At 45.2% G+C, this 15,383-nt stretch carries 13 protein-coding genes; 5 read left to right on the top strand and 8 right to left on the bottom strand.

The genetic code is table 11. From position 1 onward, the window contains the following. Nucleotides 1–10 precede the first annotated feature (10 nt). Nucleotides 11–1,708, bottom strand: coding sequence for a gamma-glutamyltransferase (ggt, locus tag AC07NA_RS13390; protein WP_494898159.1), 1,698 nt, complete (start codon nucleotides 1,706–1,708; stop codon nucleotides 11–13). Nucleotides 1,709–1,879: 171 nt separating this feature from the next. Here ggt and AC07NA_RS13385 point away from each other — a divergent pair, with 171 nt between their 5' ends. Next, entirely contained in the window at nucleotides 1,880–2,371 is a 492-nt protein-coding gene (locus AC07NA_RS13385; protein ID WP_345211577.1) for a hypothetical protein, read from the top strand. 202 nt (nucleotides 2,372–2,573) lie between these two features. On the opposite strand, the gene AC07NA_RS13380 is transcribed toward AC07NA_RS13385, so the two are convergent. Further along, nucleotides 2,574–4,607, bottom strand: a complete 2,034-nt coding sequence (locus AC07NA_RS13380; RefSeq protein ID WP_494898058.1) for a S8 family serine peptidase — start codon at nucleotides 4,605–4,607, stop codon at nucleotides 2,574–2,576. Between the two features lie 156 nt (nucleotides 4,608–4,763). On the opposite strand from AC07NA_RS13380, the gene AC07NA_RS13375 reads away from it, so the two are divergent. Next, nucleotides 4,764–4,976: a hypothetical protein gene (locus tag AC07NA_RS13375; protein WP_494898057.1), complete on the top strand. Its 213-nt coding sequence runs from the start codon at nucleotides 4,764–4,766 to the stop codon at nucleotides 4,974–4,976. 62 nt (nucleotides 4,977–5,038) lie between these two features. Here AC07NA_RS13375 and AC07NA_RS13370 read toward each other — a convergent pair whose 3' ends face one another. After that, on the bottom strand, nucleotides 5,039–5,671 hold the full coding sequence (locus AC07NA_RS13370; protein WP_494898056.1) for a DUF4136 domain-containing protein: 633 nt from the start codon (nucleotides 5,669–5,671) through the stop codon (nucleotides 5,039–5,041). Nucleotides 5,672–5,741: 70 nt separating this feature from the next. Then, entirely contained in the window at nucleotides 5,742–7,391 is a 1,650-nt protein-coding gene (locus tag AC07NA_RS13365) for an NAD+ synthase (RefSeq protein WP_345211573.1), read from the bottom strand. A 30-nt stretch (nucleotides 7,392–7,421) separates the two neighbouring features. Here AC07NA_RS13365 and gldB point away from each other — a divergent pair, with 30 nt between their 5' ends. Then, a complete protein-coding gene (gene gldB, locus AC07NA_RS13360; RefSeq protein ID WP_494898054.1) occupies nucleotides 7,422–8,465 on the top strand; it encodes a gliding motility lipoprotein GldB in 1,044 nt (347 codons plus the stop codon). Between the two features lie 326 nt (nucleotides 8,466–8,791). Here the strand turns inward: gldB and AC07NA_RS13355 are convergent, their stop codons facing one another. Then, entirely contained in the window at nucleotides 8,792–9,928 is a 1,137-nt protein-coding gene (locus AC07NA_RS13355; protein ID WP_494898053.1) for a PQQ-dependent sugar dehydrogenase, read from the bottom strand. A 205-nt stretch (nucleotides 9,929–10,133) separates the two neighbouring features. On the opposite strand from AC07NA_RS13355, the gene AC07NA_RS13350 reads away from it, so the two are divergent. Then, nucleotides 10,134–12,353: an ATP-binding protein gene (locus AC07NA_RS13350; RefSeq protein ID WP_494898052.1), complete on the top strand. Its 2,220-nt coding sequence runs from the start codon at nucleotides 10,134–10,136 to the stop codon at nucleotides 12,351–12,353. Nucleotides 12,354–12,355: 2 nt separating this feature from the next. On the opposite strand, the gene AC07NA_RS13345 is transcribed toward AC07NA_RS13350, so the two are convergent. Beyond that, nucleotides 12,356–12,808, bottom strand: a complete 453-nt coding sequence (locus AC07NA_RS13345; RefSeq protein WP_494898051.1) for a phosphatidylglycerophosphatase A family protein — start codon at nucleotides 12,806–12,808, stop codon at nucleotides 12,356–12,358. A gap of 10 nt (nucleotides 12,809–12,818) precedes the next feature. Further along, the gene (locus AC07NA_RS13340) at nucleotides 12,819–13,646 is read right to left on the bottom strand and encodes a TerC family protein (RefSeq protein ID WP_494898050.1); all 828 of its coding nucleotides are present in this window, start codon (nucleotides 13,644–13,646) and stop codon (nucleotides 12,819–12,821) included. Between the two features lie 165 nt (nucleotides 13,647–13,811). Between AC07NA_RS13340 and AC07NA_RS13335 the strand changes: the two genes are divergently transcribed. Continuing rightward, nucleotides 13,812–14,048 (top strand): hypothetical protein, encoded by a 237-nt coding sequence (locus AC07NA_RS13335; RefSeq protein ID WP_494898049.1) that lies wholly within the window; start codon nucleotides 13,812–13,814, stop codon nucleotides 14,046–14,048. A gap of 369 nt (nucleotides 14,049–14,417) precedes the next feature. Here AC07NA_RS13335 and AC07NA_RS13330 read toward each other — a convergent pair whose 3' ends face one another. Continuing rightward, a complete protein-coding gene (locus AC07NA_RS13330) occupies nucleotides 14,418–15,374 on the bottom strand; it encodes a hypothetical protein (RefSeq protein WP_494898048.1) in 957 nt (318 codons plus the stop codon). Between the last annotated feature and the right edge of the window lie 9 nt (nucleotides 15,375–15,383).

Raw genomic sequence — 15,383 nt, 5'->3', positions numbered from 1 at the left:
TTATGGGCAACTACCATCCTTGTTTTGTATCGTCGCCCCGCGGATCGGCTCCACCTTCATAATAACCATCAGCGGTTACCACAATGGCATCAACGCGACCTATAGGGCCGCTGTCTTTTATCATATACCCTTTTTGTTGCAATTTATTGTGCACCTCGCTATTTATAGCATCTTTTTCTACCTCAACCACATCTGGCAGCCATTGGTGATGGAAGCGTTTGCTGCTTACAGCCTGCTGAGCATCCTGCCCAAACTCAATCACATCCAATATGGTTTGAAAAACAGAGGTGATGATGGTAGAGCCTCCGGGCGTACCTACTACCATGAAAAGCTTGCCGTTCTTTTCCAAAATAGTGGGCGTCATTGATGATAGCATACGTTTGCCGGGCTGTATGCTATTAGCCTTGCCACCTACTAAACCGTACATATTAGGCACGCCGGGTTTCGAACTAAAATCGTCCATTTCGTTATTCAGCAAAAAACCCGCGCCGCCAACAAATATTTTGGAGCCGAAAGAATCATTTAGTGTAGTGGTGATGGATACCGCGTTGCCCTGCTTATCAACAATTGAAAAATGGGTGGTTTGGTCGCTCTCATAACCCACAAATGCGCCGGGCTGAATGGCTGAACTCGGCGTAGCGGCATCCCAACTGAAGTTTTTTAACCTGCCGGTGATGTAGGCCGGTTTCAGCAGGCTATCAACAGGCACCTTGTAAAAATCGGGATCGCCGAGATATTTAGATCGATCGGCATACACTCGGCGCTCTGCCTCAACCATCAGTTGCACAGTTGAGTCGCGGTTGTAACCCCATCGGCTTAGCGGATAATCCTCCACCGAACGCAGTAATTGCAGCAGGGCCAGGCCTCCGCTTGATGGCGGCGGCATAGTGATCACCTTATACTGTTTGTATTTACCAACGAGTGGCGTGCGCCATACGGCATGATAGTTTTGCAGATCGGTCAATGTAATGAGTCCTTTGCCATCCTTCATTTCGGCTACTATTTGCCCGGCCACTTTACCGCCGTAAAATCCTTCACGGCCCTTATCACGGATTTGTTCGAGGGTTTTAGCCAGGTCTTCCTGTATCAAAACATCCCCTTCCTGCCATTCCGTATCTTTAACCAGATAGCTTTTACCGGGATTAAGTTTCCTGAACATAGCCTGCTGGCGATTAAGATCGTGCGCCAAACGGGCCGTTATTTTAAATCCTTTTCGGGCGAGATCAATAGCAGGCTGTACCAGCGAAGCCCATTTTAAGCTTCCGTATTTTTTGTGCGCCTGCTCCATGCCATCCACCGAACCGGGTACACCCGAAGCCTGGTGGGTATATAAGCTTTTATTGGGGATGATATTGCCTGCGCTATCCAGGTACATATTTACATTGGCTGCCGACGGAGCCTTCTCCCGAAAATCAAGCGTAGCCGTTTTACCACCTGCCGACCGGTATACCATGAAACCGCCGCCACCAACATTACCGGCCTCGGGCAATGTAACTGCCAGCGCGAACTGTACGGCCACCGCGGCATCAACAGCGTTGCCGCCCTTCTTTAATACATCGGCGCCAACACGGGCAGCATCGGGGTATGCGCATACGACCATGCCATTACGGTATTTGGCAGTATTGCCTGTGCTTTGCGCATCGGCAGGGGCAGTGTTAAAACATACCGGCAATGCCAGCAGCAAAGCCAGTTTTATATATTTATTCATCATTTAATTAAATGCAATTGGCCTAATTTAAGCTAAACTGCCCTTTTATAGTGGCTTCAGGCGTCAATATTTAGCATTGATTATCAGCATCATACAACACAACAAGCTTTGTTTTTTGTTATAGGTTGACATAAACGCCGGTTTCTGCCGTTTATTTGCAAAAACTTTACAATGAAAAAACTACTATTTACATTATTTATTGCCGCTGCTGCTCTCCTTGTTTCTACCCGTTCACAAGCGCAGGATTATCCTATTGCTGCCGGCTTAAAATTTGGCGGATATGAGAATGGCTTGTCGGTAAAATATTTCATGCAACCTAATACAGCTCTTGAAGGTATACTTGGTTTACGTAGCCATGGCGCTGTACTTACCGGCTTATACGAAATACACCAGGAGGCTTTTAATACAACCGGGTTAAAGTTTTACTATGGTTTTGGTGCCCACGCGGGTTCAATAGGCCGCGGTAAATACAAAAAACTTGGCGGCGACGAATACTACGAAGACAGCAAGATATTATTAGGTGCCGATGGTGTTTTAGGTTTAGAGTACAAATTACCCGAAGCCCCTATAGCCATCAGTCTTGATCTTAACCCGCGTGTTGAACTGGCTACCGGTCCGTTTTTTGACCTGGCCCCGGGTTTGGGTATAAAGTATACGTTTTAATAAAAAATATCAATAACATACCGAGCACAATCAGCATTTTGATTGTGCTTTTTTGTGCGCGATAGTCATATTCTTCCCGCTTTCGCCCGAAGCTGTTTGCTGACGAGAAAAGAAACATCATTTTTTAAGCCCTCTCCGTTGTAGAGGGTTGGGTGAAGCAACACTGTGGATGGCACGCATCATGGCATATACCTTGAAAGCCCTATCGTGCTACAATAAACTTTTTAGTGTAAACCTGCTGCCCCGTGGCAATTTTTAGAATGTATATCCCGGTTGACAGGTTGCCAACATTTAATGGCTTGCTGTACACGCCTGCCGCCACATTCGCCTTTTCGGTATGCATGCTTTGGCCCATCAAATCATACACATTTAGTGTCAACTGCCCTGCGGTTTTAACATTAAGCAGCACGTTAAGCGTGTTATTAGCCGGGATGGGGTAAGCAGATAAGCTTTCGGTTACCACAGCTGCATCAATACCGGTAAGATTACCGCCTGTAAGTATTACAGAATAGTTTTGTGAGCCGCCTTTCAGCGTACCTTTGTTGGTAATGGTGATGGTATAATCTTTACCCGCAACAGGATTAGCTATGTACACCTGTTCAACATTATCGCGAATGTTATTACCGGTTGTTGCCAAAGCGTCAGGGTTTGCCGGGTCGAGCATCCAGGGGTTAAACGTAGTGCTGCCATCGGTTACCCGTATATCTAAATCATTGATCAGTTTCGGCGTTCTATCGTTCAAAGTACCTGCCGCGGCTACCGTGCCTTCGGGGTCTGTCCATGAAATGGTTGCTATTAATGGTTCGTTACCCACTGCCTTCGTTACAAAGTTTTGTACCTGGCCCTGCTGTATCGTATTTTCATTTATAGCACTTTTAATGCCCATATCGGTAATGGCCTGCGCGGCTTTACGCATATCCAGCAGTCCCCAGCCAAATTTATAATCGGGCCCAGCATTGCCCGCGTCAAAAGCGGTATGGCAAACCAAACCTTTTAAGGTAGCAGCGCGCATCAAACTATCATGATGCAACTGTCCGTAATATTCCTGCAACAAAAATATAGATCCACTCACGTTTGGCGATGCCATTGATGTACCCGATGAGTAGCCGTAAGCTGTAGTGCCGGAGTTTAATGTTGAATATACGTTTACCCCCATGCCCACAATATCAGGCTTAACACGGCCGTCATCTGTTGGGCCCCAGCTGCTAAAGCTGGCTATTCTTACGTCGGCGCTGTTGGTTGGCCCATTAGGTAATTGGTTTACCGCGCCCACTGTTAAAATATTTTTAGCATTACCGGTGGTTGATATTACATCGAAACCGTTATTGCTGCTGATGTTTGCCGGGCGTGGGCCTTTATTAACAAATGTTTGATTGGTACGGCTTTCGTAACCCCAGTAAGTAGCGCCAACAGCAGGCCCCGTGTAAGCATGGCTGTTACCCGCCGATTCTACAATGAGGTAATATGGCGCATTGTAAGCAATACGATCAAAATCCTGCGCGCGGGTATCATAATAGCCAAATATATAATCCTCCGTATCACCGGGCAGGCCATACCAGTCCCACCGGTTTTCATCAATATTACGATCCCAACCGGCAACATCACCATAAGAATGATTGGAGATGAGCAGATTTGGCGATGCAGCCGTCATTTCCGATACATCATCATCAAAATCATAAGATAACAACGTACCGGCATTGAAGGCCATCCCTTTAGCCAACGGCACTACACCTTTGGCTATCATGGTACCGGCCACGTGTGTGCTATGTTCAACAGAACCGCTTTGCCCGGCACCAAAGGTGATGGTTTTACCGGCAAACTCCTGGTGGGTACGAAAAACGGTACCGCCATCCCATATAGCCAGTTTACCGTTTAAAAAGCTGCTCGATCCTGATAAATTAAGGTTTAATTCGCCGCCTGGCTGCACCGCGTTGGTGCGGGTAGCAGCGGCAGCTTCGGTATTATGAGTGGTAAGATATACCGGAAAACCCAATGTGTTAACCCCCTGCAAACTAATAACACGGCCATTTGTGGTTTGCCTGCGCACTGCCCAGCCCTTGCTTTTAGCCAATGCCAACGCTTTCTGAAAATTAATTTTATGGGCTGCGTTAAGCTGAACCGAAAGTGCGGTTATTTCCTTTTTTTTAGCATCAGTAACCAATGCCCGCTGGGCAAAAGCACCCGAACCAAACAATACCAAAAAGCAACCCGAAAGCGCTGATAAAATCCTTTTCATATTATGGTTGAAAGATAAGGGTTTATATTGCAAAACAGAAAATCAAGTTTGCAGTACAGCAGCGTTTTGTTCAACCTGTTCATTTACGCCCAAACCCACAGCAAACGGCAAAAAGCCCTGTTATAAGCTGTAAGTTTGTATACAAGCTCCATTTTTATGAAAACCGGTAAGATCAAAGCTTTACTGATATTATTTATGCTGGCAGCCCTTAACCTTAAGGCGGCCGATGATGTGCCCCTGCCCTGCGATAACAGCGACCCCGATCTGGAATGCCCTATTGATACCTGGGTATTGCTACTCGCCGTAATAGTATTGATGTTTACTTTTATACGTTTAGCGCGCAGGCATAATCAAGCCGCCGCGCAATAAAAAAAGCCCCACCGGCATTACACCAAAGGGGCCTTCTTTCAGGTCAATAGTTTATTTCTTTATTATGATTTGTTATCGGCGCTAAGCTTTAATTGTGCAATAATACCGCTTACTACCTTTGGCAAATCATTAATAGCTTTTTGTGGGTTACGCAGTTCGCCTACACCATAACCGCGCCATACCATTTTACCGGTTTTACGGTCAATAAGGTCGATGATGATGGTACCTTCACGGAAAGGAACACGATCGGCATAACCGCCACCGTAGCCACCCCAGCCCCAGCCGCCGCCATAGAACGGACGGTAGCCCCAGCCACCCCATCCGCCCCAACCCCAGCCACCGCCGTAAAAGCCGCCGTAAAAGCCGCCGTAGTAAGGTGAGTAGTATTGTGTTTTATAACCACGCCCTGTCATTGCAGTATAGTTTACGTACAAATCGGGCTGGTCATCTTGTAATGTTAATCCTTTCGCCTTCAAGGCATCGTTGGCCGCGTCCTTAATATTTTCAAAGGCAATATCGTTGGAGTATATTTTCTGCGGATTATTATCCGGCTGTTTCATTCGTACCCAACCGAAAGTACGGTAACTCCCAAAATTGGTTTTATTTTTTGCAGCGGTATAGTACCTGTAATTTGAACAGGCGGATAAAACTGATATGCACAATACCAGTAACCCTAAATAGATCGATCTTTTCATGGTCTTCTTATTCCCTCTTTTTTATTTAGACGAACGCAAACGCAAAAGGTTTAGTTTAATATTCAAATATTTACGATAAATATTTACCTACAATTGGCATACGCCGCCCCATACCGAACGCTTTTGGCGACACCCTCAAAATAGGCGGCGTTTGGTAGCGTTTATGTTCGGCAGTGTTTACCAGTTTTATTACCCGTTTTACAGTATTTTCTTCGTAGCCCATTTGTATAATTTCCGACGATGAGCAGCGGTTTTCCACGTACTCGCGCAGTATCTTATCCAGCACATCATACTCCGGTAATGAGTCGGTATCCTTTTGATCGGGCCTTAGCTCTGCCGATGGCGGTTTAACAATAGTATTTTCGGGGATGATCTCGCGCTCGCGGTTTATGTATCGCGCCAGCTCGAACACCTGCGTTTTGTATACATCGCCAATTACTGAAATGCCTCCGCACATATCGCCATACAAAGTACCGTAACCTACAGCCGCCTCGCTTTTGTTGGACGTATTGAGCAATATGTAGCCAAACTTATTACACATGGCCATTAAAATGATCGCCCTGCTGCGCGATTGAATGTTCTCCTCGGCAATATTGAACGGCAAATTATTGAACTGCGGTTGCAGCACCCCCTCAATGGCATCGGTAACGTTGCGTATGGCAATGGTTTCGCTTTTACAGCCCAGGTTATTCACCAGGTCTTCGGCATCTTTCAGCGAATGGTCTGTGGAGAATTTTGATGGCAATAACACCGCCATTACATTTTCGGCACCCAGGGCCTCCGCGGCCAACGCGCACACTACGGCTGAATCTATCCCTCCGGATAAACCCAAGGTAGCGCGGCTAAAGCCGGACTTGTAAAAATAATCCCTGATACCGAGCAACAGCCCCTGGTGGATCTGTTCGATATCCGAAGGTCGCTCCGTTTTTAAGGTAGATTGATGGTCGAAACTGATGGAAGCATCGTCATTAAGGGTATAATACGTAAGCGCTTCTGTAAAATAAGGTAGTTCATCGGCCAGTTTACCGGTGTTGTCTATCACCAGAGAGCCACCGTCAAATATGAGTTCGGTTTGCGCGCCTATTTGATTTACGTAGAACAGCGGCAGCTTATACCTGCTCGCGTTATCGGTAAGGATGGCGATACGCTCTTCATCATGATTGTACGCGAAAGGCGAAGCCGCGATATTGATCATCACATCGGGCTGCTGTTTTATCAGCGAATCCATTGGGCGGGTAATGTACAGCGGGTTTTCTATCGTGTTCCACAAATCTTCGCAAATGGTGAGCGCTATGCGCTTGCCCTTAAAATCGATACAGTTAAACTCGGTTGATGGCTCAAAGTAGCGATACTCGTCAAACACGTCGTAATTGGGCAGCAGCGCTTTATCAACCCGCGCCTCTATCTTACCGTCATTTATAAAATAGGCGGAGTTGTTAAGATCTTTACCCTCCGGTTTATGATTTACCGTTGGCAGGCCAATGATACAGGCAATACCGCTGCTGGCTGCCGCTATTTTATTGGCGGCATCATCGCAAAGCGATATAAATTCTTTAAATTCCAAAAAATCGCGGGCAGGGTAACCGCTCACACATAGTTCGGCAAATACCACCAAATCGGCACCGTTTTGCTTCGCTTTGCCAATGGTGTCAATTATTTTACCGGTATTGGCTTCAAAATTACCTATGTGATAGTTAAGCTGAGCTAAGGCGATTTTCATTATAATGAGTTATTTATACTTTTGTGTAGGATGAATATAGTTGCTATCGTTAACAAAACACGTCAAATTTATTTAATTTTTTTGATCGGCCTGCTCATTACCTCGTGCAGTAATGATAAGCGTGTTGATGTGAGTAACATTAAACTCGATGTTAAGATAGATCGTTTCGATCATGATTTTAACCTGATGCACGTAAAACCGATGCCAAAACAGGCCGCTTATCTGCAAAAAAACTACGGCGCATTCTACACTGATTTTATTGAACGTATTTTACAGGCCGGCAGTATACAGGATACCGCTTATTATACTACCCTGCGTACTGTATTTGCAGGCAAAGCGTATAACGATCTTAAACACGAGATTGATTCGATATACCCCAACCTTGACAAGCAGGAAGCCGAACTGACTGACGCGTTCAAACACATCAAATATTATTACCCCAACAGTCGCTTGCCGAAGGTGTACGCTTATTTCTCGGGCTTCCAGGCGCAAACTTCTATAGGCGATGATTATTTCGGCATAGGGCTTGACCTGTTTTTGGGTACCAACTCAAAATTTTACCCGGCATTGGTGCAAACCTTTCCACATTATATATCGCGCCGTTTTACGCCCGATAATATTACCCCGCGGGTAATTGAAGGGATAGCCCGCGAAAACATGTTCCCGGAGGATGATAAGGATAAATCACTGTTGGCCAAGATGGTTTACAACGGCAAGATCATGTATTTTATGGATAAGATACTGCCCGACCTACCCGACTCTACCAAAATTGGTTATACCACCCAGCAACTGCAATGGTGTAACGATTTCAAGCAAAACATTTGGGCTTTCTTCCTGGAAGAAAATCTGCTCTACAATTCCGACTACCTGCAAATACAGAAATACCTTACCGAAGCTCCCTTTACCCCCGGCCTCGGCGAAAAAAATGAATCGGCCCCAAAACTTGCCGTATGGACGGGCTGGCAAATTGTAAAGCAATACATGGATAAAAACCCAGGTGTTACGCTGCAGCAGCTAATGAAAGAAACCAACGCGCAAAAGGTACTGAATCAATCGAAGTATAGGGCTAAATAAGTTGTAGGTTGTGTGTTGTAAGTTGCAAGGAGCTCTTCGTTTATTGTCATTGCGAACGTAGTGTAGTAACCTCGCCGCGTTTTATGCGTCCTTGTTTGTGTCGGCTTGAGCCCAAAGAAATTTGCTGACAACAATGGATATGACATCCAAAAAAATAAAACTCCTAAAGCCCTCTCCCTTGGAGAGGGTTGGGTGAGGCCTAAAATATCTAAATTACAGCGGCGGGACGCCGCGTAATAGTCGTCACTCGGCTGGAGCCGTAGCGACTGCGTATAGTATTTGTGAGGTTTGACAACTTTTAAAAAGTTGTCAAACCTCACAAATACTTACTTCTTCGGTATCAATTTCACCAAAGTACCGGGCCCTTCGGTAACGGCATAAATATATCCATCCGGACTTTCGGCGGCGTATCTGAAACGGCCTTGTCCCTGGAACATCCTGTCTTCTGATTTAAATTCGGTTCCGTTAAGCGAGATACGGTTAAGGTGCATGGCTGCCAATGCGCCCAGCAGCAGATTGCCTTTCCAGCCCGGGTATTTATCAGAGGTAACTATGCTTAAACCGCAGGTGGCTATTGATGGTACCCAGTAATGTTTAGGGTTTTCAATGCCCGGCAGCTCCTTGTTAGGTGTTAGTATGGTACCATCGTAGTTAATACCGTACGATGTTTTTGGCCAGCCATAGTTTTTGCCCTTTTCAATCAGGTTCAGCTCATCGCCGCCCTTTGGGCCATGCTCGTCTTCCCAAATACGGTTGTTAACGGCATCATAAACCATCCCCTGCGGGTTACGGTGGCCATACGTCCAAATAGAGCCATGCGCGCCTGCCTGGCTAACAAAAGGGTTATCTTCAGGGATTTTGCCATCGTCAAATACACGGTGGATTTTACCATGATCGTTATCCAGTTCCTGTACCTTGGGTTGCGTGCCCCTTTCGCCTACGCTGATGAACAGGTATTTATCCTTATCAAAAACCACACGACTGCCAAAGTGAAAATCGGCCTTTAGTGCAGGTTTAGCTTCAAAAATATCTTCCTTGTCAACAATCTCATTGCCTTTCAGTTTAAAACGGATCACAGCGGTTGATGCTAATCCGTCGCCTACGGGTTTTGAAAAGGTGATGTAGATCCAGCCGTTCTTTTTATAGTCGGGGTGTAATTTAATATCCATTAAACCGCCTTGTCCGTGGTTAAAAACGGCAGGTACGCCGCTTAGTTTTTGGCCGGTAAATTTATCGTCCTTAAAAACCAGTATTTCACCGGCGCGCTCGGTAACAAGCAACCGGCCGTCGGGCAGCCATACCATTCCCCAGGGATTGTTCAGGTCGCCGTAAATTTTTTGAAGGGTTACTTTAGCGGTATCGGCACTGCCGCCGCCCACATTATTTACACCTGCATCGGGCGATTGGCACGACAGGAATATAAAACCGGATACGAGTACCGATAATAGGCAATATTTTTTCATGATGATTATAACAAGTTAGCTATCAGTTGGTACTATAAAACTACAATTTATACATTAAGTTTTGCTACCAACACGCTTTTTCAGCTAACTTGTTACACTTAAAGTGCCGTATAAAAAGCAATGTGGCAAACATTTTACCTTGTAAAGCTTTTATAACTCAGATATTTTTTCATATTTGTTTAATATTTCTACTTATAACTAACGCATGAGCGAACAACTGATCGACTTAACAAACTGTGACAGGGAACCCATTCATATACCGGGTCAAATACAATCACACGGATTTTTTATTGTTGTCGACGACGCTTGTTTCATCCGTTTTTACAGTGAAAATGTTTTTAATTTCCTGCCCAGCATCCCAACCGACTTGTTAGGCAGGCATATACAGGATATTGAGCCGCTTATAGGCAAAAACGAACCACCCGACTTTATTAACCAGCTGCTCAACTTTGGTCGCGGTAATAAAAGCTTTGATCAAACCAATCCTTTTCAAACTGATATACAGGGTAAGCCTTTTTACCTCATTATTTCAAAAGCAGACAATTATTTTGTGCTGGAGTTTGAAACGGCTACCTCGGACATGAACCTCGACCTGCAAAAAATGATAGGCCGTTCCATATCAGAGATGCTGGCCGACAAGAACCTGCAACACTTGCTCAATAATTCGGCAAGGCAGGTAAAACAGGTAATTGGGTATGATAGGGTGATGATATACCGCTTTGCCGAAGATGGGCATGGCGAAGTGGTTGCCGAAGCAAAGAATGACGACCTGGAACCATGGCTTGGCCTGCATTACCCGGCATCTGACATACCTAAGCAAGCCCGTGAGCTTTATAAGGTTAACCTCACAAGGCTGATTGCTAACGTGCATACCACGCCGTCGAAAGTTGTTACGTCGGCCAATTTCGGCACAACACCGCTCGATCTTACCCATTCGCAATTACGGGCTGTATCGCCTATCCATATCCAGTACCTTAAAAATATGGGAGTGGATTCAAGCTTTAGCATTTCGTTGCTTTATAAAGGCGAATTATGGGGTTTGATAGCCTGCCATAACTATACCCCGCGTTTTATTGATTTTAAAACAAGGGAATCGTCCAAACTGATCGGGCAGATCCTTTCGTCGGCATTGGAGTTCAGGCAGGACGAGGAAAACCAGCAGCTGCACGAGCGTTTCGTTGGCACGGTAGATAAGCTATCGAAATACATGTTTAAAACCAATAGCATTGAAGACGCGCTTACCGGGCAGGATAGCACCATATTGGAGGCAGTTAATGCCGAGGGCGTGGTTTTACTATACGAGAACAATATTATAAAACAGGGCAAGGTACCTGCTGATGAACAGATTCGCGAACTAACGGCATGGCTTACAACGCACGTGAACGAGCCAGTATATTATACCGATCACCTTCCGGCTGTTTACCCGGCCGCGGAGGCGTTTAAACACGTTGCAAGCGGTGTAATGGTAACAACCCTGTCGCGCGAGCTGGGCGAGTACGTAATATGGTTTAAACCCGAGCAGTTGCAAACCATTACCTGGGCGGGCAACCCCGATAAACCGGCCGAATTACAAAACGACGGCACTTTCAAAATATCGCCGAGGCATTCGTTCGAGGCATGGTCGCAAACGGTGGTAAACAAATCAACACCCTGGCTTAATGAAGAGGTAAAATCGGTTATCAGGCTGAAGGAAGAGATCATGTATGCCATTAACCAAAAGGCCGGCGCCATACGCTTGCTTAACGAGCGGTTAAAGCAGGCGTATGAAGAGTTGGATACCTTTAGCTTCACCATATCGCACGATCTTAAAAACCCGCTTTCGGCCATAAAAAGCTACTCGCAGTTATTAACCCGCGATACCACGCTGAAACCCGAGGCCCAAAAAGTACTCGACCGTATTGTGAACCGTGCCGACCGTATGAACTACATGATAAATGAGGTGCTCGATTATTCGCGTATCGGTCGGTCAGACATTGAGTTTACCAAAATTGAAGTTGGCCCCATCATAAACGATATTGCCAAGGAGCTGGGTATAGTTTACGATACCGAAAAGCTGCAGCTAAACATCGGCGCAACACCCGATATACAAGGCGACCCGCTGATGATATCGCAGGTGTTTGCCAACCTGTTGAGCAATGCGGTAAAGTATTCGGGCCAGTCCGATCCGCAAATTGTGAGCATTGAAGGCCGGGAAACTGAAGGCGGCATAATTTACAGCATCAGCGATAACGGCCTCGGTATAGATATTAAACAGCTACCGCAAATATTTGAACTGTTTAAACGCATGGATAACGTGCAGGACATTGAAGGCTCGGGTGTGGGCCTGGCCATTGTGAAGCGCATTATTGAAAAGCACAAAGGCAAAATTTGGGTAGATAGCGAACTGGGTAGAGGTACAACCTTCCACGTGGAGTTTAGTAATTAAACCTACAGTAATTTCAAGTACACAATCACCTGCAACACAATGTTGGCGTAAATACCGGCCAGCACATCGTCCATCATTACGCCGGTGCCGCCGGGCAGTTTTTCCAACTTGCGGATAAACAGTGGCTTCACCATATCAAAAAAGCGGAAAAGGATTAAACCGGCCAGCAGCAGTTTCCAGTTATTAATGGGAATGAACAACATGGTGATCCACATACCGGCAACCTCATCAATTACCACGCGGTAACTGTCTTTACCCCATTCGGGTTCAACCTTGTTGCCAACATATATGCCCACCAATAGTATTACCAGGGCAATTGCTACATTGGGCAAAGGCGCTAATACTGCCGGCACCTGCCATAAAAAATACAGGATGATACAGGTAACGATACTCGCGTAAGTACCGCCACCTTTAAAATAACCGATGCCGAACCACGAGGCTATTAATTTATTCATGCGGCAAATATCAGCTTTTATCCAATACTTTTTCGGCGCTTTCTGCTACTTCGGGTTCAATGGTATGCCTTTTTGGGAAATTGAACAGCAACGAGGTTACTACCGGGATAATGAATATAGCTACCGTGAAGATAGACACGAACAGATCGGTCTTTTCGCCTTCAATAGCATGCGATATTGGGCTTTCGGGATAGAAATGGGTAAACAGCGATGATGACAGCTTAACACCCAATACACCGATCACGATGAAAGCGATGGTTTCCAAAAATGTAAATTTCTCCATCAGCTTAACAAAAGCCTGCGCCACAAAACGCATTGCCAGTATACCGATGAATACCCCTGTATAGATCAAAAAAACGTGGTCGGTAAAGGCTACCGCCGCGAATACGTTATCTATAGAGAAGGCAAGGTCCATCACCTCAACCAGCGCTACCGTAGCCCAAAAACTACCGATAACACCAACGGTTGATTTATAAATCCAGCTTTCTTCTTTCTTAACAGCTTCTTCTTCGCCGCTTTCAGCTTCTTTTTTCTTGGCTGCTTTTTCTATAAAATAGTTGATGGCCAAATACAGCAAATAGAACCCGCCCAGTGGTTTTAACCACCATATTTTAACCAGCCACGCGGCCAAAAACAGGCATATACCACGAAACACGTACGCGCCGATGATACCGTAGCGCAAAGCTTTGTTACGTTGTTCTTTAGGCAGATCGAGCACCATGGTGGCCAGCACCGCGGCGTTATCTACCGATAAAAGACTTTCAATTACGATCAGGTTAAGAATGATGAGCAAGCCTGCTTTAATATCGTCGCCTAAAAGGGTGTGTAAAAGATCCATTTTTTTGTATTATTCTTTTTTGTTGTTTAGACAGGAGATTGTTTTGAGTGTTACAATTTGCTAAATATTATCGATATTAGGGTGGTATTATATTTATTTGGCTGATTATCAACCCGGCAATAATTACAGTACGGCATTCGTTTTAATATAACACGCACTATAACTATGGGATTACTGTACGCGCTGCTATCTATTGTGCTTATTGCACTGCCCCTGGTACATTGCTACCTAATAGCCCGGTTTATCGCGTTAAGCTATAAATATCATGATACCAAGCCGCTGTTAAGACATTTAGGGTGGTTGGCTTTGGTTACCTTTCTGCCGGTGATAGGTTATTTCCTGTATTATAATCAGCTGGACAAATCGGCAGTTGAAGAATATACAGAAGACGCAGCCTGTTAAAGCATATACTATGTATGTTTTACCCCTTTAGGGCAAGTTCATTAAGTTAAGGAAGTACATATTTAAACCAATCGCGCGTTTAGTCAACTCACCCCGACTACGCTACGCTGGTCGACCCTCTCTGCTACGCAAAGATGGTGAAAATTTGAGTCCCCTCTTTATGCGTAGCATAGAGAGGGTGGTCGAGCGAAGCTAAGACCGGGTGAGTTGAAATCGCCGAATGCTTAACTTAATGACATTGCCCGTTAGGGGTTACCCTTTGCGAATGTGTAGCCACCTAACGGGGCAAAAAGATATATAATATGGTGCTACAAATCGGTAGCTCCTACGGAGCATTATAAAAGCGCTGATTTGTGTACACGCAGCCTGTTAAAGCATATCCGTATTCAGCATCGTTTTCAGGATATTGGCCTGGGTATCAAAGCTGGCAATATTTTGCAGAAAGTTAATATCCGAGATCTTCTTGTAGTTATCGGCCAGTAAGGAACGCACCTCCTGCGGTATGTTTATTTTGGTGATGTTGGCACGGCTTTGCAGTTGGTCATTCTTGTCTTGCAGTTCCTGTATAATGCGTTCGTTACGGGTGAGGTCGGTAGTAAGATCAATACCTTTTAGCTTGCTCACATCTGCAAACAAAAACATATTGCGCGATGGATAGAACAGGAAGTGCTCGTCATCGTCAATAAACTTATATACCTCAATGATGAGGTTCCCGGTTTTTAAGCCGCAATAAAACTCGGTACGAAAATCAAACTTGCACAATCGCCCCATCAGCTTACGCTGTATGGTAGCGTTGGCGTTGCTGTACATGGTAGCAGGGTCGTAATCGGTTAGCTCGGCCAGTAACTCGGGCGATATGGTGTAAAAGAAATCTTCGGAATAACGCGCGCTAAAGGCGTTGATATTTTTGGCGAAGGGATAGTCCTGTTTATTATCCGACAGTAGCTGGTATAGCTTGCGCAAGGAGTTGTTGATGCGCAGTGCCTGCCGTTGTTTATCGATATTGAAATCGTTCTCGGTAAAGTCCGACTCCTTAATGCTTTTGATAAGCTCGCTGTTCAACTGAATTTCGTTGAACAGCAGGCTTACATTATTTTCATTGATCTTTTTGATCTTCCTTAACAGGTCGATAGCAGGCTGCGTGAACTGAACATGGAAAAGTTCCAGCTTATTTACATCAAGCTCGGGGTTGGTTTCGTAAAGTTTGTGGATAACCTGTGTACGTAAATATATCTTATAAACTATCTCATCCTCAAAAAAGGTAGAGAGTAATTGCAGTTTACTTAATATTTTGTTTGATTCACGTATTATTGGGTTATCATCCATTCTTTATCC

It is taken from the genome of Mucilaginibacter sp. GW821-FHT07G05 (assembly GCF_059418565.1).
The sequence above is the reverse complement of the archived record's forward strand: the minus strand, read 5'-3'. Positions and strand labels throughout refer to the sequence as shown.

What these genes read in the sequence shown, in the direction of transcription:
- ggt (WP_494898159.1), bottom strand. Translation starts at nt 1,708, where the DNA reads ATGAATAAATATATAAAACTGGCTTTGCTGCTGGCATTGCCGGTATGT.
- AC07NA_RS13385 (WP_345211577.1), top strand. Translation starts at nt 1,880, where the DNA reads ATGAAAAAACTACTATTTACATTATTTATTGCCGCTGCTGCTCTCCTT.
- AC07NA_RS13380 (WP_494898058.1), bottom strand. Translation starts at nt 4,607, where the DNA reads ATGAAAAGGATTTTATCAGCGCTTTCGGGTTGCTTTTTGGTATTGTTT.
- AC07NA_RS13375 (WP_494898057.1), top strand. Translation starts at nt 4,764, where the DNA reads ATGAAAACCGGTAAGATCAAAGCTTTACTGATATTATTTATGCTGGCA.
- AC07NA_RS13370 (WP_494898056.1), bottom strand. Translation starts at nt 5,671, where the DNA reads ATGAAAAGATCGATCTATTTAGGGTTACTGGTATTGTGCATATCAGTT.
- AC07NA_RS13365 (WP_345211573.1), bottom strand. Translation starts at nt 7,391, where the DNA reads ATGAAAATCGCCTTAGCTCAGCTTAACTATCACATAGGTAATTTTGAA.
- gldB (WP_494898054.1), top strand. Translation starts at nt 7,422, where the DNA reads ATGAATATAGTTGCTATCGTTAACAAAACACGTCAAATTTATTTAATT.
- AC07NA_RS13355 (WP_494898053.1), bottom strand. Translation starts at nt 9,928, where the DNA reads ATGAAAAAATATTGCCTATTATCGGTACTCGTATCCGGTTTTATATTC.
- AC07NA_RS13350 (WP_494898052.1), top strand. Translation starts at nt 10,134, where the DNA reads ATGAGCGAACAACTGATCGACTTAACAAACTGTGACAGGGAACCCATT.
- AC07NA_RS13345 (WP_494898051.1), bottom strand. Translation starts at nt 12,808, where the DNA reads ATGAATAAATTAATAGCCTCGTGGTTCGGCATCGGTTATTTTAAAGGT.
- AC07NA_RS13340 (WP_494898050.1), bottom strand. Translation starts at nt 13,646, where the DNA reads ATGGATCTTTTACACACCCTTTTAGGCGACGATATTAAAGCAGGCTTG.
- AC07NA_RS13335 (WP_494898049.1), top strand. Translation starts at nt 13,812, where the DNA reads ATGGGATTACTGTACGCGCTGCTATCTATTGTGCTTATTGCACTGCCC.
- AC07NA_RS13330 (WP_494898048.1), bottom strand. Translation starts at nt 15,374, where the DNA reads ATGGATGATAACCCAATAATACGTGAATCAAACAAAATATTAAGTAAA.